The sequence below is a fragment of the Kribbella sp. VKM Ac-2571 genome (assembly GCF_004362255.1).
Classification (GTDB): domain Bacteria; phylum Actinomycetota; class Actinomycetes; order Propionibacteriales; family Kribbellaceae; genus Kribbella; species Kribbella pratensis.
On record NZ_SNWS01000008.1, the window covers coordinates 187,272 to 202,957 of the forward strand.

Here is a 15,686-nt window from a genome sequence, read left to right on the forward strand (position 1 = left end):
GGTCCGGTGACGACTGGGGACGAGCGGCAGCAGGCAGTGATCGCGCGCGCGGCAGAGGTACTGCGCGGCGACGAGCGGGTCCTGGCGGTGTACCTGATCGGCAGTTACGCGACAGGCGCATCTGATCGGTTCAGCGATGTCGACGTACATCTGGTGGTGACGGACGACAGCACCGAATGGTTCACGGAGCATTGGGACGACGTACTGCGGGAGCTCGTCGGGCCGACCGTGCTGGCGGATCGACTGCCGGGGATGATCGGCGGGGTCGGGATCACGGCGGACTGGTTGCATGTCGATCTGATCGTGCATCCGCTCGCGTCGTTCGACCGGTTCCAGTACGACGGCGTGCGGGTGCTGTTCGACCGGGACGGGACCCTGTTCCCGGAGGGCGATCTCGCACCGAAGGGTGGGCGGCCCGGGGAACCGTACTGGCCGGCCGCCACCGTGAACCTCTTCTTCTACTTCCTCGGAAATCTGGTCACGGTCCTCGGGCGGGACGAGCGGATCGTCGGCAACCAGGGCGTCGGCGTCGTCCGCGACCAGCTCATAGCGCTCATGCTCGCCGAACGCGGCGTACGCCGAAACGGCGGAGCCAAGCGCCTGAACGCCTTCCTGTCCGACGAGCAACGCGCCGCTCTGGAGTCCATCCCGGCCGCCGGCACCGAGCTCGCCGACATCATCGCGGCGAACCAGTACATCTGCCGCCAGTTCATCACCCGCGGCACCGCCCTCGCCGAACGAACCGGCGGCGAGTGGCCTCAAGAGTTCGTGGACGTAACCCTCGCGCACCTCCAGAACCACTTCCACGTCAGCTTCGCCTGATCACCCCTACTTCAAGTGGTAGTTGGCGAAGCGGCTGCGGAGGTCCTTCTTCGAGAACTTGCCGACTGACGTCTTCGGGACCTCGTCGATGAACTCGACCGCATCGGGGAGCCACCATTTCGCGACCAACGGCTGCAGGTACTCGAGGATCTCCTCGCCCGTCGCGCTCGCACCCTCCTGAAGAACGACACACGCCAGCGGCCGCTCGTCCCACTTCGGATGCGGCACGCCGATCACCGCGGCCTCCTTCACCGCGGGATGGGCCATCAGCAGGTTCTCCAGCTCGACCGAGCTGATCCACTCGCCGCCGGACTTCACCAGGTCCTTCGTCCGGTCGACGATCCGCACCGACCCGTACTGATCGATGGCGGCGACGTCTCCCGTCTTCATCCACCCGTCCTCCGTGTTCAGCTGCACCCCGTCGTCCGGCCGGTAGTACTCCGCGGCGATCCACGGCCCACGCACCTGCAGCTCGCCGGTCGTCTCGTCGTCCCACGGCAACGGCGTGATCGAACCGGGCTCGACGATCCGCACCTCGACACCCGGCAACGGCAGACCCGCCCGCGCCCGCAGATGCGCCTGCTCCTCCTCCGGAAGGTCCTTGTTCCGCTCGGGAACGTGCGCCGCAGTCGCCACCGGGCTGGTCTCCGTCATCCCCCACGCCTGCAGGATCGGCCGGCCCAACTTCTTACGGAACGCCTCCGACAGCGCCTCCGGCACCGCGGACCCACCGCACGGGATCCGACGCAACTTCGGCAACTCCACCCCGTCGAGCAGCGGCAGCAAACCCTGCCAGATCGTTGGTACGCCCGCCGACAGAGTGACCTCCTGCTCCTGGAGCAGTTTGAGAATCCCCTGCGGACTCATGTCCGGCCCCGGGAACACCAGCGACGCACCCGCCATCGGCGCCGCGTGCGCCAGGCCCCAGGCGTTCGCGTGGAACATCGGCACGACCGGCATCACGGTGTCGGTCTCGGCGAGCCCGATCCCGGCGTTGGTCAGCACACCGATCGAGTGCAGCCAGGTGGACCGGTGTGAGTAGACGACGCCCTTCGGGTTTCCCGTCGTACCGCTCGTGTAACACATCGCGGCGGCCTGGTTCTCGTCCTCGACGTGGAACTCCACCGGTTGGGCCGCGGCAACCAGTTCCTCGTAGTCGTGGAAGCGCGGGTCGTCCGGGATCTCCGCCGACGGCGCCCCCGCCGGCAGGTCGTCCATCACGACGACGTGGCGAACCTCCGGCAGCCGCTCCAGCAACGGCAGGAACAACCCGAGCAGCGAGCGGTCGACGAACACGACCTCGTCCTCGGCGTGGTTCGCGATGTACACGACCTGATCGGGGAAGAGTCTGATGTTCAGCGTGTGCAGCACCCGGCCGGTGCAGGGCGCGGCGAAGTACAGCTCGAGGTGTCGTCCCGAGTTCCACGCGAAGGTGGCGACGCGGCCGTCCGAGCTGATGCCGAGCGTGTCCAGAACCCCGCCCAGGCGTCTGGTCCGGTCCGCCCACTCGCCGTACGTCACGTTCGTCGGTGCCGGACCGCCTGTGTAGACGGTCTTGTCCGGGTAGAACTGCTCAGCCCGCCGGAAGATCGTGTCCAGGGACAGCTGGTAACTCTGCATCAGACCCTTCATGCAGACACTGTGCCAGTCGCGATGTCACCTTGACCATGACCTCAACCGGACTTTCTCCGGCACTCTCCCGGAACTCATCCGGAACTGTCGCCTCAGGCAACAAGCACCGAGACACTCACGACCAACAGATGACATGACACACGTGTCGTGTAATATATCTGCCATGAAGGTTGTCGAGGAGCTTCGTTATCTCGTGCTGGCGATCCAGCGTGAGGGCAACCGTCTGCTCGCGGCGGAGCTGCGCCCGCTCGGCATAACGCCTTCCCAGGCAGAGGTTCTGCGCGTGCTCCGCGACCACGGCCCACTGACGCTGAACGCTCTTGGCGGGCTGCTCGTCTGCGAGACCGGCAACAGTCCGAGCCGGCTCGTCGACCGGCTCGTCGCGCAGGGCCTGGTCAAACGAGGCATCGACAAGATCGACCGGCGTTATCTCGCGCTCAGCCTGACTCCGCAGGGCCGCGCGCTGCACCGCCGCATCATCACCGCGGAGAACCGGCTGCACCGCACCATGGACGACCGTCTCGCCGGCCAGCCGCTCGACGAGACGATCTCGACCCTGCGCTCGCTCGCCGACGCCTTCCCGACCGGGGCTGCCCTGGCCCGCCGTCGGGGTCCCGCACTCGCCCACCAGGAGAACTAGTCATGGAACAGGCCACCGAGACCATCCACGCCGGCCAGGCGGCGATCCGGCAGGTGCTGCTGGACGCCCTGGGCCTGCCGGAGTGGAACGAGGCGTTCATCGCCATCGACGGGCCCCGCGAGACGAACCCGGGGACCCGCTACGCGCTCCGCGTGCGTCCAGGCTTCTCCGGCGAGCTGCAGTACACCGTGGTCGAGGCGGACCGCGTCGAGATCGTCTGGCAGGTCCCCGGGTTCCGCGAGGTCGGCGTGTGGACCATCGGGGCGGACAGCCGCGTCACCCACACGTTCGAGCAGTCAGGCCCGCTCGCGACGGTCCTACGCCCGGCGTACCGGAACATCGCCACGATCCGCCTGGCCCGCCTCGCCAACCGCGTCCGCCAGCTACAGCTCGCTCACACCGCCTGACTCAGCTGAAGGCGAGGGGCACAGCTCGTTTGTGGGCGGTACGGCGGTGCGTCGCGATGATCGTGCTCGCGGCCTTCTCGTCCACGTCGCGACCCTCGAGGAAGTCGTCGATCTCGTCGTACGTCACGCCCAGCACAGTCTCGTCCGGGACGCCCGGGTTGTTCGTCTCCAGGTCCGCGGTCGGCACCTTGCCGGTGATGTCCGGTGACGCGCCGAGCCGCTCGCCGACGGCGCGGACGCGCCGCTTGGTGAGCCCGGACAGCGGCGTCAGGTCGCAGGCGCCGTCGCCGTACTTGGTGAAGAAGCCCATCACCGCCTCCGCCGCGTGGTCCGTGCCGACCACCAGACCGCCGCGGGCGCCGGCCACGAGGTACTGCGCGACCATGCGCTGACGGGCCTTGATGTTGCCGACGTGGAAGTCCTCACGGTCGCCAAGACCGGAGTGCCGCACCGCCTCCACCATGGCGTCGGTGGCCGGCTTCACGTCGACCACGAGGGTCTCGTCGGGCTTGATGAACTCGAGCGAGCGCTGGGCGTCCGCCTCGTCGGCCTGCACGCCGTACGGCAGCCGCATCGCGACGAACGTCGCCTGACCGCCCTCCGACCGGACCCGCTCCACCGCGAGCTGGCAGAGGCGGCCGGCCGTGGCGGAGTCGACGCCGCCGCTGATCCCGAGCACGTACGCCGTCGCGCCGGTCCGCCGGAGTCGGTCCGCGAGGAACTCGACCCGCTGCTCGATCTCGTTGTCCACCTCGAACGCCCCGGGCACACCGAGCTCCGCAATGATCAGTTCCTGCAGGTAACGACTCTCGGGGTTCATCGCGCTCCTCTGTCTCGGGAGGACCAAGCCTAGACATGAGGATTCCCCGCGCACCCGGAAGAGCTCACTTACCCTTGCTGCCTTCCGGCCCTGGGGGGATTGGGCGAGATACCGCCACGCGGGGAACCAGCAAGAAGTGTACGGGATCCCCCTCGCCAACCGGGAATCGGCCGGCGTCTGATTTCGGCTTGCTGCTGTGGGTACCCGCCTACGGAGGAGGTAGTGATGGCCGAGAACCGGGTCAGCGATGACCTGTGGAACGAATTCCACCAACTGGTGAACATGACGTCGAGGGAGCTCGAGGACTGGCTGCGGACGGATGCCGCGGGCGAGGCGACCGAGCCGACGCCGGACGAGACGGGCCACGAGCTCGGGGAGCACATGGTGCACATCCTCGGCAAGCGGCGAGCCGATCTCACCGGCGACGACATGGCGGCGATGGAACGCGTCGTACGGCGGGTTCGTCAGCAGCGCGGTGACGAACCGGAGCCCACGGCCGGCGACGCGCACTGGCGGCACCGGCTGATGTCGGTGGGCCACGATCCCTTGCGAACGCTCTGAGCGAACACCCTGGCGGCCGGACCGGATCAGGATCACTCTGGTTCAGTGACGGATCATCAATTCGGGCCCTTCGGCATCACGACCGGGCTCGACAGCAGTGCGGAGTCCATTGCGGCGGCGCGGGCGGCCGAAGAACTCGGGTACCCGGCGATCTGGCTGTCGGGCGGTCCGCTGCCCGGGCTGCAGACGATCACCGATCTGGTGAGCGCGACGACGGCGATCAAGTTCGTCAGCGGGATCCTGGCGGTGGTGAAGTACAGCGCGGCCGACGTGAGTACGACGTACGCCCAGCTGGAGGCATCCGCGCCGGGACGGTTCACCGTCGGTCTGGGTGGGGCGCACGGCGCCAAACCGATTGCCACGCTCAACGCGTACTTGGACGAGCTGGACGTACCCGTGGAGCGTCGCGTGCTCGCTGCGCTCGGTCCGCGGATGCTGAAGCTCGCCGCAGACCGGTCCGCCGGTGCGTACCCGTTCCTGACCAGTGCGGCGTACTCCGCTGAGGCGCGGAAGGTCCTGGGTCCGGACAAGCTCCTGGCCGTCAGCCACCTCGTCGTACTGGAGACAGACGCGGACCGGGCTCGGGCGATCGCACGGGACACCATCAGCTTCTTCCCGCGCATCCCTGGGTACGCCGCCTCGCTAAAGCGGCAAGGGTTCAGTGAGAGCGACCTGTCCGAGCTACCTGACCACATGGTCGATTCACTCGCCGCCTGGGGCACGCCCGCAGACATCAAGGCCAAGCTGACCGAGCACCTCGACGCCGGCGCGGACCACGTGGCCGTCAACGTAATCACCGGAGTCACAGGCCCCCAGCCGACCGACCAGTGGCGCGCCCTAGCTCCTGCCTTACTCGGGTAGCTGCTTCTCGTACAGGCGCGCGCTCGACTCGAGCTTGTCGTAGCGGTACGGACGCACCTCACCAGTCGCCTCAAACCCCAGCCGCTGCCAGAACCCGGTAGCGACCTGTGCGTTCGTGTCCACCACGGCCAGCCGCATCGTCCGGATCTCGGGCCACGTGGTCTCGACGTACCGCTGGACAAGCTCGTACGTCGCCTTGCCGTGGCCGCGCCCCTGGTGGCCCGAGTGCACCTCAAGGAGACCGATGAACGCGGTGCGCTCGTTCGGGAAGCCCCTGAGCAGATCAACGACCGCAACGAGCTCCTGCCCCGCGAACGCCCCCAACACAACCTTGGCGTCCTCAGCCAGCCCCTCTGGCCGCATCATCAACAGACTCTGCGCATCCGACTCCCCAGGCGGATACCCGGTGATCCGCTCGGTGTACCCCGGATCCGACTCGATCAACTCCTGCAGCCCATCCACTTCCCCCACGCCGATCGCCCGCAACAGCAAGTCACCCATACCACCGACCTTAAGGTCCGAGTACGCCCCGATTTCGGATTCCCGCTGCGCCTCGGTATTCTCTCCGCTTGGAGGATTCGCCTAGAGGCCTAGGGCGCACGCTTGGAAAGCGTGTTGGGGGCAACCCCTCACGAGTTCGAATCTCGTATCCTCCGCCACTCCCCCAGAGTGAAGAGAAACCGCAGGTCAGAGCGTGATTTTGGTCCTTCGGGAGAACGACAACAGCCGGGGCGGCTCCCAATCTGGGAGCCGCCCCGGAGTCGTTCCGTCTCAGCCTGCGCAGGCACGTTCCACACCGTAAACGAGTTGCGAAGCGTGCCCTGAGGCCAGACCCTGCCGACGTGCAGACAGACATCGAACTCCGCGAGTGTGCCGACGAACATCTGCCGGAGGTTCTCAAGGCGCAGGTACTGTCTTTCCTGCGCATCATCTGGCCGGAGGGATTCACCGGACCGAACCGGTTCCGTGACTGGACCTCGCATCCTGACCTGAGGCCTCACCACCTGCTGTACGCGGCTGGTTCCCAGCTCGTGAGCCACCTTGAGATCATCACTACAACCGTCTCAGTTGGCGGAGAGCACTACGTGGTGCAGAGCCCGACAGCGGTGATGACATTTCCTGCCTTTCGAGGTGAGGGCTGGGCCGGGCGGCTGGTCGCCGCTGCGGTTGCCCGCATCGACGCCGGCCAAGCAGATGTGGGAGTCCTGACTTGTGGCCCGCACCTTGTCGAGTTCTACAGTCGGGCCGGCTGGGAGCTTGCCCCCGGTGCGACGATCCTGGCCGGAGCGGATGGGAGCACCTGGATCTCCGACGACCTCCTCCTGACACGATCGGTCGGTCCTCGCAGCGCCGCATTCAGAGCCTCCCTGCGCAAGCATCCAATGCGTGTAGCCGACGAGTGGTAACCGAGCCATGAGCTGAAAGCCTGAGAGGGCGGTTGTTGACAGGCCCACCTTTTGCGGTGGGCCTTTCTGCTGGGCGAGGTTGCGTCAGAGGGTTGTGGCGTTTCGGGTTGCGATGACTCGCATTGAGCCGCTGGTTACTCGGATTCGGCGGGTGTTCAGGGGGCGGAGGCGTTCGATGGGCGGGACGAGGCGGGAGACGGGGGCCAGGAGTTCACGGATGCGGGTGGCTACGAACGGGAGTGCGTAGTACTGGTAGGCGCTGTCGACGGCGCGGACGGAGAAGCCGGCGCGGTCCAGGAGAGCTGTGATTGTGCGGGGGTCGTAGTAGCTGACGTGTTCGGGGATCTTGTAGGACACCCATCGTCGGCCGGACGCCCGTGACAGCAGGCTTGCGATGTTGGGGGTTACCAGGACGAGCAGACCGCCCGGCCGGAGCAGGCCGGCGGCGCGCTCGAGGAACGCGCCTGGTTCGGTGAGGTGTTCGATGAGGTGCGATCCGAAAATCACGTCGTACTGCTGTCCCTGGATCTCCGGCACCTCCTCCAGCGAACCGCAGTAGACCCGGTTCGGCAGCCGCTCCGACGCCCACTTGACTGCGGTCGGTGAGAGATCGATCCCGTAGGCGTCGTACCCGGCCTGCAGCGCGCACTGCAGGAAGTAGCCGTAGCCGCAGCCCACCTCCAGCACCTTGCCGGACGGGGCGAACTCGGCGATCCGGCGGACGTCCTCCCGGAAGGTTGCGAGGTACTCCTGCTCCTGGCTCTCGTACTCCGAGTAGCCGGAGCCCTCGCCGCCGAAGTACGAGTCTGTCTCGTACAGGGCGCGGAGGGTTTCCGGTGTCGGCGTGGGCTGGAGCTGAACGAGGCCGCACGTCAGGCACTCGGCGATGCCGTAACCGTCCTTGGTGAAGCGAGGGCGGAAAGGTCCCTGCGCCGCACACAGAATGCATACTGATTCGTCACGCATGGCTGTCCCGTCCCCCGCGATTGAGAAGATGGCGAATCTAGTTCACCCGGAAGTCATCAGCAAGGGTTACCGGTCTCCGGGAGTGACCAGGCCGGTTTCGTAGGCGAGGACCACGGCTTGGGAGCGGTCTCGGAGGGCTAGTTTGGCGAAGATTCGGGCGACGTGGGTCTTCACGGTGGCTTCGCTGAGGGTGAGGGTGGTGGCGATCTCACCGTTGGAGAGGCCTTGGCCCATCAGGGTGAGGACTTCCAGTTCGCGGGGTGTGAGGTTGGACAGGTCGCGGTGGATGGCGGGTTGGGCGGCTGCGGGGGTGGCGAAGCGTTCGACGAGGCGGCGGGTGATGGAGGGTGACAACAGGGCGTCGCCGGTGGTGACCAGGCGGACGGCTGCGGCCAGGTGTTCGGGCGTCACGTCCTTCAGGAGGAAGCCGCTGGCCCCGGCGGCGAGTGCGGCGTACACGTAGCTGTCCAGGTCGAATGTGGTGAGGATCAGGACGCGGCAGTCGGTCGGGGTGGCCAGGATACGGCGGGTGGCTTCCAGGCCGTCCATGGTGGGCATGCGGATGTCCATCAGGACGACGTCCGGGTGCAGACGGCGTACGGCGTCGACTGCTTCGGCACCGTCCGCGGCCTCACCGACGACCTCGATGCCGCGGGCGGTGAGGATCATTCGGAAGCCGGTGCGTACCAGGGCCTGGTCGTCCGCGATCACCACGCGCGTGGTCACGGGCGCTCCAGCGGGAGCTTGGCGCGGACACGGAAGCCGCCACCGAGGCGACGGCGGGCGTCGAGCTGCCCGCCGTATACGGCGACGCGTTGCTTGAGGCCGAGGAGCCCGCGGCCTTCACCGTCGACTCCCACTGGACGACCGCTACCGGTCAGGACGCTCGGGCCGGAGTTGAGGACCTCGACCCGCAACGCATGCTGCGCGTAGCGGACGGTCACCTCGGCCTTGACGGCGTCGCCGTGCTTGAGCGCGTTGGTCAGCGCCTCCTGGATGATGCGGTACGCCGTGACGTCCAAGCCGGTCGGGAGCGGGTACGGATCCCCGGAGATCCGCACCTCGACAGGGAGACCGGCGAACGCGATCCGGTCGATCAGCTCGCTCAGACGAGTCAGACTCGGCTGAGGAGTCAGGGCGTCGTCCTCGAAGCCGTCGGCCTTCGGTGCAAGTAGCCCGAGCAGGTGCCGCAGCTCAGCCATGGTGTCGCGACCTGCCGCTTCTACTGCGAGAAGAGCCGCCTCAGCCTGCTCCGGCTCGGTTGCCAGCACCTGCCGGGCCGCACCGGTCTGGATGACCATGACGCTGACGTTGTGGCTCACGATGTCGTGCAGGTCGTGCGCTATCCGGGCCCGCTCCGCGTCCACCGCGTTCCGCGCCGCTGTCTCCCGTTCGCGCTCCAGCAACCACCCGCGCTCCTCCAGCGCCCGTGTGTGGGCACGCCGCGCCCGCACATACGCGAACGCGAGCGAACCAGCGGCCACGGCCGGCAACGCCACAAGGAACCACATCACGAGGTCCACTGTCCCAAGCCGTCCTCCCAAGCGCATCATCCGCCAGACGCACGCCGTACATCTCCAGGATGACAGCGCGCGGACGTTACCTCGGCAGGGTGACGTCAGCGATCGCCTGTCGGCCCTAGCGTGAGCAGCATGACGGACGACAACGGACAGGCAGTCGTACAGCTCACCGCCGTACGCAAGGAGTACGGCGAATCCGCCGCACTCGACGGAGTGTCGCTGGAGATCCACGCCGGTGAGGCGGTCGCGGTGATGGGGCCGTCCGGTAGTGGCAAGTCGACCCTGCTCAGCATGGTTGCCGGGCTGGACCGGCCGACGTCAGGGTCCGTCGTGGTGCACGGCGACGACCTGGGGACGCTGGACGAGAAGGGGCTGGCGCTGTTCCGGCGCCGGCGGATCGGGATGATCTTCCAGTTCTTCAACCTGCTGGACGACCTGTCCGCGCTCGACAACGTCGCACTGGCCGCACAGCTCACCGGTACGTCGGCCGCACACGCACGAAAGCGCGCACTCGAGCTGTTCGAGGAGCTGGGCATAGCCGGTCGCCGCAACACCTACCCCTCCCAGCTGAGTGGTGGCGAGCGGCAACGAGTCGCGGTCGCACGTGCGCTCATGAACCGCCCAGCCATCCTCCTCGCCGACGAACCGACAGGTGCACTCGACACTCGTGCCGGCGAGCAGGTGATGGACCTGCTCCTGGACCTCAACCAGATCGGCCAGACGCTCCTGCTGGTGACACATGACCAGCAACTTGCGACACGCTGCGCGAGCCGGGTCATCGACTTCGTAGACGGGCAGATCGCCGGCGAGCGCAGCCTGGAGCGTACGGCGTGAGCGCCGTGTGGCCTGTGGCGCGAGCCGCTGTACGGCGTCGTCGTGTGCAGACCGTGGTGATCGGCGTCGTCGTACTGCTCTCCACCACGATGATCGTCGTCGCACTAGGCCTGCTGGCTGCGTCGAGCGGTCCGTTCGACCGTGCGTACGCAAAACAGAGCGGTTCGCAGCTGACTGCCTCGTACGACCGCAGCAAGGTGACTGATGCACAGCTGACAGAGGCGGCGCGCAGTGCGGCGGCTGTCGGCGGACCGTTCCCGCAGGTGACGCTCGACCTCGCTCAGCCTCAGATGATGGGGTCACTGGTAGCTGTGGGGCGTGCGGATCCCGGTGGCGCTGTCGATCGGCTCAACGTGTGGAAGGGCCGCTGGGCGACCAAACCCGGCGAGATCGTGCTCAACCGGAACCCGACCGAATCCAGTGGTCGCGGTACGCCGCAGCTGAACGGGACACTGTCCGCCGGCGGTCAGACCCTCACCATCGTCGGGTTCGCGTACAGCGTGAGTCAGTCGGCCGACGCGTGGGTCACGCCAGAGCAGCTGATCGCACTGCATCCCACGTCGACGCAGATGCTCTACCGCTTCACCAACGCCGCCACCAACGCCGAGCTCGCAGCTGGGCAGAAGGCTGTGACGGCTGGTCTACCGAGCGATGCGCTCATCGGCACCCAGTCGTACCTGGCGCTGCGGGCGCTCACAGCGGGTCAGCCGAACACCTTCATACCTTTCCTGATGGTGTTCGGGTGGCTGGGGCTCGCTGTCGCCGTACTGATCGTGGCCAACGTCGTCAGTGGTGCCGTGGTCGCAGGGTTCAAGCACATCGGTGTGCTGAAGTCATTGGGGTTCACACCGACACAGGTCCTGACCGTGTACCTCGGGATGGTTTCGATCCCTGCTGTCGTCGGATGCGCCGGTGGTGTTGTCCTAGGCAACATACTCGCCACATCCCTACTGACACGGGCCTTCGAGAACTACGGTGCCGGCGGGACCAGCGTCCCGATCTGGGTCGACGTAGCCACGCTGCTCGGCGTACCTGCGCTTGTTGCACTCTCTGCATTCCTACCGGCGCTCAAGGCCCGGAGCCTGTCAGCGGCGCAGGCGATCAGTGCTGGGAGCGCACCGCGAGCTGGGCGAGGCCTACGGGTGCAGCGGATGCTGAGCGGGACCCGGCTGCCCCGGTCGGTCAGTCTGGGGCTGGGGCTGCCGTTCGCTCGTCCTGGACGTACGGCGTTGACGCTGGCGGCCGTGGTGCTCGGCGTCACCAGCGTGACGTTGGCCGTGGGCCTTGGGAAGTCAATGACGACGTACCAGACAGCTGCGAGTCGAGCGGGTGCTGTTGACCTGGCGATCTTCGCTGGTCCGAACGGCTCCGGGCCCGAAGGACCGGGTGCACCGCCTGGTGCGAAGCTGACCGATGCCGAGGACGAGGCCGTACTGCGTTCTGCGCCTGGCGTCACGTCGGTGGCGGCGATGGCTGACCTGGAGATGCGGCTGGCCGGTACGCAGGCGGACCTCCGTGTGTCGTTCTACCGCGGGGACTTCGAGCAGGTCGGCTATCGGATGCTCGCCGGGCGCTGGTTCGACGGTCCGGGACAGGTGGTGGTGTCGGAACGCTTCCTGAAGCAACGCGGTCTGGCCGTCGGCGACACGATCACGCTGCAGTCGAAGGGCAAGAGCGTACGGGCGCAGATCGTCGGGAAGGCGATGTACAACTCCGGCGACGAGGTGCTGTCCAACTGGGCGACACTCGCGCTGATCGCACCTGACCTGCGGGCGAACATCTACGAGGTCAATGTGAAGCCCGGGACGGACCTGGACGCGGTGGTCAAAGCCGTGCAGGCGAAGGACTCCGGGTTGCAGGAGGCGGACGGGCAGGACGCCGGCACGTTCGTTGCCGTCGTACTCGCGACCGTCGTACTCCTCACGCTGATGCTGGGGACCGTGGCTGCGCTCGGTGTCTTCAACACCGTCGTACTCAACACCCGCGAGCGTCGCCGCGACCTGGGCATGCTCAAGTCGATCGGCATGACGCCCGCACAGGTCACGTTGATGGTCGTCTCCTCGATGATCGCGCTAGGAGCCGTCGGCGGCCTGCTAGGCATCCCGGTAGGCATCCTCGCCCACCGCCTGGTCGTGCCCGCGATGGCCAACGGAGCTCAAATTGACCTGCCGGACTTCATGCTCGACGTATACCCTGCAGGCCTGCTCGCCCTGCTGGTCCTTGCCGGCATCGTGATCTCCGCCGCCGGCGCCTACTTCCCGGCCCGCACCGCGGCTCGCACCACGATCGCCGAGGTCCTCCACAACGAATAAAGGAAGGCGCACGGTGACGCCGGAGCGAGTACTGCAACTGCTCGACGCACTGGAGCCGCTGGATGTCTGGGTGGACGGCGGATGGGGCGTGGATGCGTTGGTCGGGCGCCAGACGCGCCCGCACGGGGACCTGGACCTGGGTGTGGTCAGGCCGCAGCTGGACCAGGTCGTGGAGGTGCTGGAAGGGCTGGGGTACGCCGTGACGGACGCACGGTTCGTGCAGGTCACGGTGCAGCTGGCACATGCCGTCGAAGGGCATCGGGTGGACCTGCATCCGAGTACGCCGGTCGCCGGCGGTGGGACCGAGCAGCTCGACTTCGACGGGAACACGTATCTCATACCGCCCGCCGTCGAGGGCCGGATCGGTGGGCGGGTGGTGCGGTGTATGCCGATCAGTGCGCAACTCCGGGCGCACCAGGGCTACGAGCTACGGCCGGTGGATCTGCACGATATGCGGTTGCTGGAACAGCTCGGGTGAGGCTGACTTAGGGCATGGACGAGGTGGTCGCGGGCAATCGGCTGGTGTGGGAGCGGGCTTCTCAGAAGCACGTCCACGAGTACGACGAGTTGCTGGAGGAGGCCCGCGGCGACGAGCAACTGTTCGCGCGGGAGCGGGAGTTGTTGGGGCCCGTGCTGGCGGAGGGGCCCGTGGTGGTGCACTTCCAGAGCGGGCACGGTCTGGATGACGTCGCGCTGGTGAAGGCAGGGGCGAAGAGCGTCCTAGGCGTGGACTACAGCTCCGTGGCGGCCGGCGCGGCGCAGCGGCGGGCGCAGGAGGTGGGGGTCGCCTGTCGGTACGTCGTCGCCGAGGTTCCCGGCGTACCGGTCCGGGACGCGTCCGTCGACCTCGTGTACACGGGCAAGGGCGCGCTGATCTGGATGCGCGACATCGACGCGTGGGCACGCGATGCGGCGCGTGTGGTGCGGCCGGGTGGACATCTCTTCGTGTACGAGAGCCACCCGGCCGTACCGCTGTGGACCTGGGACGAGGACGAGCCGCGGATCCGGCCGGACCGGAGCTACTTCGCCGAGTCGCACGTCAACGACACGTTCCCGGGCAACGGCGCCCAGGAGTGGCAGTGGACCCTAGGCCAGATCGTCACCGCGGTCAGCAAAGCCGGCCTACACCTCCAGGTCCTCGAGGAGTACGCCGAACCGTTCTGGCGGCCCCAGGACGACACGAACGCCGCTGCGTGGTCCGGCCAACTCCCCAACTCCTACGCACTACTGGCGCAGAGGCCCCTCTAGATAAGGCAGGAGTGCCGCCTCTTCGCGGTCCAGGTGGGCGTTGAGCTGAGCGATCAGCTCGTCCACCTGGTCCAGGACGTCTGCATCGACCAGCTGCTCGAGCTCAGCGAGCAGTACTGCGATCTGGTCGTGTTCCTTCTGCAGTACGGCGATGACGTCGGTCAGCTCCGGGTGCTGCTCGACCAGGGCCGGGAACAACCCGGTCGACTCGCCGGTGTGGTGGTAATGCAGGCCCTGGCAGACGGTCAGGCAGTTGATGCGGAGTTGCGCGCCCAACTTCCCGGAGGTCGCGATCTCGTGCCGGATCAAGGCCAGTTCCCGCCGGAACGCGGAGTGGATGGTCTTCAACATCTCAGCAAAAGACCCGCGGGCAGCAGGCGGTCCCGGTTGCTGGACCAGCGCCACGACCGGAATGGTCCGGGTCGTCTGCTTCTGGTAGTCGCCCCACCCCGGCTCGGCCTCGACGAGTCGGGCGAAGACCTCGTCCCGCTCGGCGCCAGACAGCACGACGGCCGTCGCCCGATAGTCGAAGAGCCCGAGGTCGACGCCGACCTCCGGATTAGCGCGCAGGTTGTGGTACCAGTCCGGATGCTTCGGACTGCCGCCGGCCGAACCGACGACGAGGACGCGGTCACCGTCGGGGTAGTAGCCGAGGATCGCGGTGCGCGGTTGCCCGGTCCGCGCGCCGGTGGTTGTCAGGAGCAACAACCTGGAATTCTCGAAAGGCCCGCCGACGCGCCCGTCGTTCGCCTTGAACTCCGCAATGAGTTGTGCGGTGAAATCGTTCAGGATTCTCTTCTCTCTGGTGTCGTGAAAAAGGGTTTGCAGACAGAGAGAAGCGGGCGGCGGGGCCCGCGCGGCGCTCAGCGCGCAGCCGGGGACCCAACTCGTGAATGGCGCAAGGCCGACCCGGCAGTCACGTCCGAGATCGTACCCGGACCGCAGGGCCAACCCCAGCAGGAGACAATGTCTACGTGGCACTGCCCGACCGGCTCGTCCAGGCCGGGGTCGAACTCCTCGAGGAGGACGGCCTCGCCGACCTCACGCTGCGCGCGATAGCCCGCCGTACGGGTGTCTCGCACGGCGCACCGCGACGCTACTTCCCCACCCACGGCGCGCTGCTGGCCGCGATCGCCGCCACCGGACTGCAGGATCTCGCCGCCCGGCTCGAGACGACCGACGGACCGCCCGAAGAACAATTGGTAGCGGCTGCCAGGAACTACCTGGAGTTCGCCGCCGAACGCCCCGGCATGTTCGACCTGATCTTCCGCCACGACCTACTGGCCGGCGCCGGCGGCAACCTTCGCGCGACCTCGCTCCCGCTGTTCCAGAACTTCGGCGACCTGGTCGCCCGGATCCACCCCGACGACGCCGGCCTCCGCGCCACCGCCCTGTGGACGAACATCCACGGCCTCGCCACGCTCCGCGCCACCAACGCCCTGGAACTCCTCGGTACGACGAACCTCGAGCCGATCGTCCGGTACGTCGTCCACAGCCATATGCACTGATTGTGTACAGGTCGTCGCGATACGTCGTACTTCCTGCCGGCTTCGGGAAATCATTTGGGGAACCGGCGAAAAATCCTCACGAATGCTGTAACGGGCGGCACACTCCGCCGATAAACGGGTGAACGACCCAGCAGGGGGGACCTAGTGGG

Annotated in this window: 18 protein-coding genes, 1 tRNA gene and 1 other RNA gene; 12 read left to right on the top strand and 8 right to left on the bottom strand. The window is 67.2% G+C overall.

The features are described from left to right. Positions 1–6 precede the first annotated feature (6 nt). Positions 7–822 carry an aminoglycoside 6-adenylyltransferase gene (locus tag EV651_RS19315; RefSeq protein WP_133786585.1) on the top strand — a complete coding sequence of 272 codons (816 nt, stop codon included), beginning with the start codon at positions 7–9 and terminating at the stop codon, positions 820–822. Between the two features lie 6 nt (positions 823–828). On the opposite strand, the gene EV651_RS19320 is transcribed toward EV651_RS19315, so the two are convergent. After that, positions 829–2,454: a long-chain fatty acid--CoA ligase gene (locus EV651_RS19320; RefSeq protein WP_166658661.1), complete on the bottom strand. Its 1,626-nt coding sequence runs from the start codon at positions 2,452–2,454 to the stop codon at positions 829–831. A gap of 163 nt (positions 2,455–2,617) precedes the next feature. Between EV651_RS19320 and EV651_RS19325 the strand changes: the two genes are divergently transcribed. Further along, positions 2,618–3,094 (top strand): MarR family winged helix-turn-helix transcriptional regulator, encoded by a 477-nt coding sequence (locus tag EV651_RS19325; protein WP_133786586.1) that lies wholly within the window; start codon positions 2,618–2,620, stop codon positions 3,092–3,094. A gap of 2 nt (positions 3,095–3,096) precedes the next feature. Next, positions 3,097–3,501 (top strand): hypothetical protein, encoded by a 405-nt coding sequence (locus EV651_RS19330; protein WP_133786587.1) that lies wholly within the window; start codon positions 3,097–3,099, stop codon positions 3,499–3,501. 1 nt (position 3,502) lies between these two features. On the opposite strand, the gene nadE is transcribed toward EV651_RS19330, so the two are convergent. Then, entirely contained in the window at positions 3,503–4,321 is an 819-nt protein-coding gene (gene nadE, locus EV651_RS19335; RefSeq protein ID WP_133786588.1) for an ammonia-dependent NAD(+) synthetase, read from the bottom strand. 34 nt (positions 4,322–4,355) lie between these two features. After that, an RNA gene (gene ffs, locus EV651_RS19340) (signal recognition particle sRNA small type) lies at positions 4,356–4,452 on the bottom strand. A gap of 94 nt (positions 4,453–4,546) precedes the next feature. On the opposite strand from ffs, the gene EV651_RS19345 reads away from it, so the two are divergent. Together EV651_RS19345 and EV651_RS19350 are read left to right on the top strand one after the other, a co-directional pair. Continuing rightward, positions 4,547–4,882: a DUF3140 domain-containing protein gene (locus EV651_RS19345; RefSeq protein ID WP_133786589.1), complete on the top strand. Its 336-nt coding sequence runs from the start codon at positions 4,547–4,549 to the stop codon at positions 4,880–4,882. A 45-nt stretch (positions 4,883–4,927) separates the two neighbouring features. Then, positions 4,928–5,743: a TIGR03620 family F420-dependent LLM class oxidoreductase gene (locus tag EV651_RS19350; protein ID WP_133786590.1), complete on the top strand. Its 816-nt coding sequence runs from the start codon at positions 4,928–4,930 to the stop codon at positions 5,741–5,743. Here EV651_RS19350 and EV651_RS19355 read toward each other — a convergent pair. Beyond that, positions 5,732–6,244 carry a GNAT family N-acetyltransferase gene (locus EV651_RS19355; protein ID WP_133786591.1) on the bottom strand — a complete coding sequence of 171 codons (513 nt, stop codon included), beginning with the start codon at positions 6,242–6,244 and terminating at the stop codon, positions 5,732–5,734. The genes EV651_RS19350 and EV651_RS19355 overlap by 12 nt on opposite strands. Before the next feature lie 70 nt (positions 6,245–6,314). On the opposite strand from EV651_RS19355, the gene EV651_RS19360 reads away from it, so the two are divergent. Together EV651_RS19360 and EV651_RS19365 are read left to right on the top strand one after the other, a co-directional pair. Beyond that, positions 6,315–6,402: transfer RNA gene (locus EV651_RS19360), tRNA-Ser, on the top strand. Positions 6,403–6,585: 183 nt separating this feature from the next. After that, positions 6,586–7,149 (top strand): GNAT family N-acetyltransferase, encoded by a 564-nt coding sequence (locus EV651_RS19365; RefSeq protein WP_166658662.1) that lies wholly within the window; start codon positions 6,586–6,588, stop codon positions 7,147–7,149. Positions 7,150–7,233: 84 nt separating this feature from the next. Here EV651_RS19365 and EV651_RS19370 read toward each other — a convergent pair whose 3' ends face one another. The 3 genes from EV651_RS19370 to EV651_RS19380 form a co-directional block, all read right to left on the bottom strand. After that, on the bottom strand, positions 7,234–8,115 hold the full coding sequence (locus EV651_RS19370) for a bifunctional 2-polyprenyl-6-hydroxyphenol methylase/3-demethylubiquinol 3-O-methyltransferase UbiG (protein WP_133786593.1): 882 nt from the start codon (positions 8,113–8,115) through the stop codon (positions 7,234–7,236). 66 nt (positions 8,116–8,181) lie between these two features. Continuing rightward, positions 8,182–8,841 carry a response regulator transcription factor gene (locus EV651_RS19375; protein WP_202870399.1) on the bottom strand — a complete coding sequence of 220 codons (660 nt, stop codon included), beginning with the start codon at positions 8,839–8,841 and terminating at the stop codon, positions 8,182–8,184. Continuing rightward, positions 8,838–9,626 (bottom strand): sensor histidine kinase, encoded by a 789-nt coding sequence (locus EV651_RS19380; protein ID WP_133786595.1) that lies wholly within the window; start codon positions 9,624–9,626, stop codon positions 8,838–8,840. The genes EV651_RS19375 and EV651_RS19380 overlap by 4 nt, the downstream gene beginning before the upstream one ends. Before the next feature lie 141 nt (positions 9,627–9,767). Here EV651_RS19380 and EV651_RS19385 point away from each other — a divergent pair, with 141 nt between their 5' ends. Genes EV651_RS19385 through EV651_RS19400 form a run of 4 tightly spaced genes read left to right on the top strand, consistent with a single transcriptional unit; the run spans position 9,768 to position 14,029 of the window. Then, a complete protein-coding gene (locus tag EV651_RS19385; protein ID WP_133786596.1) occupies positions 9,768–10,469 on the top strand; it encodes an ABC transporter ATP-binding protein in 702 nt (233 codons plus the stop codon). Beyond that, positions 10,466–12,781 (top strand): ABC transporter permease, encoded by a 2,316-nt coding sequence (locus EV651_RS19390; protein ID WP_133786597.1) that lies wholly within the window; start codon positions 10,466–10,468, stop codon positions 12,779–12,781. The genes EV651_RS19385 and EV651_RS19390 overlap by 4 nt, the downstream gene beginning before the upstream one ends. Before the next feature lie 13 nt (positions 12,782–12,794). Continuing rightward, positions 12,795–13,259 carry a nucleotidyltransferase domain-containing protein gene (locus tag EV651_RS19395; RefSeq protein ID WP_133786598.1) on the top strand — a complete coding sequence of 155 codons (465 nt, stop codon included), beginning with the start codon at positions 12,795–12,797 and terminating at the stop codon, positions 13,257–13,259. Positions 13,260–13,273: 14 nt separating this feature from the next. Continuing rightward, positions 13,274–14,029, top strand: coding sequence for a bifunctional 2-polyprenyl-6-hydroxyphenol methylase/3-demethylubiquinol 3-O-methyltransferase UbiG (locus tag EV651_RS19400; RefSeq protein ID WP_133786599.1), 756 nt, complete (start codon positions 13,274–13,276; stop codon positions 14,027–14,029). Here EV651_RS19400 and EV651_RS19405 read toward each other — a convergent pair. Further along, a complete protein-coding gene (locus tag EV651_RS19405) occupies positions 14,006–14,857 on the bottom strand; it encodes a nitroreductase/quinone reductase family protein (protein WP_370353016.1) in 852 nt (283 codons plus the stop codon). The genes EV651_RS19400 and EV651_RS19405 overlap by 24 nt on opposite strands. A 146-nt stretch (positions 14,858–15,003) precedes the next feature. On the opposite strand from EV651_RS19405, the gene EV651_RS19410 reads away from it, so the two are divergent. Then, complete coding sequence (locus EV651_RS19410; protein ID WP_238157070.1) at positions 15,004–15,537, top strand: TetR/AcrR family transcriptional regulator; 534 nt, start codon at positions 15,004–15,006, stop codon at positions 15,535–15,537. The last annotated feature ends 149 nt before the right edge of the window (positions 15,538–15,686 follow it).

What these genes read in the sequence shown, in the direction of transcription:
- EV651_RS19320 (WP_166658661.1), bottom strand. Translation starts at nt 2,454, where the DNA reads ATGAAGGGTCTGATGCAGAGTTACCAGCTGTCCCTGGACACGATCTTC.
- EV651_RS19325 (WP_133786586.1), top strand. Translation starts at nt 2,618, where the DNA reads ATGAAGGTTGTCGAGGAGCTTCGTTATCTCGTGCTGGCGATCCAGCGT.
- EV651_RS19330 (WP_133786587.1), top strand. Translation starts at nt 3,097, where the DNA reads ATGGAACAGGCCACCGAGACCATCCACGCCGGCCAGGCGGCGATCCGG.
- nadE (WP_133786588.1), bottom strand. Translation starts at nt 4,321, where the DNA reads ATGAACCCCGAGAGTCGTTACCTGCAGGAACTGATCATTGCGGAGCTC.
- EV651_RS19345 (WP_133786589.1), top strand. Translation starts at nt 4,547, where the DNA reads ATGGCCGAGAACCGGGTCAGCGATGACCTGTGGAACGAATTCCACCAA.
- EV651_RS19355 (WP_133786591.1), bottom strand. Translation starts at nt 6,244, where the DNA reads ATGGGTGACTTGCTGTTGCGGGCGATCGGCGTGGGGGAAGTGGATGGG.
- EV651_RS19370 (WP_133786593.1), bottom strand. Translation starts at nt 8,115, where the DNA reads ATGCGTGACGAATCAGTATGCATTCTGTGTGCGGCGCAGGGACCTTTC.
- EV651_RS19380 (WP_133786595.1), bottom strand. Translation starts at nt 9,626, where the DNA reads ATGTGGTTCCTTGTGGCGTTGCCGGCCGTGGCCGCTGGTTCGCTCGCG.
- EV651_RS19385 (WP_133786596.1), top strand. Translation starts at nt 9,768, where the DNA reads ATGACGGACGACAACGGACAGGCAGTCGTACAGCTCACCGCCGTACGC.
- EV651_RS19400 (WP_133786599.1), top strand. Translation starts at nt 13,274, where the DNA reads ATGGACGAGGTGGTCGCGGGCAATCGGCTGGTGTGGGAGCGGGCTTCT.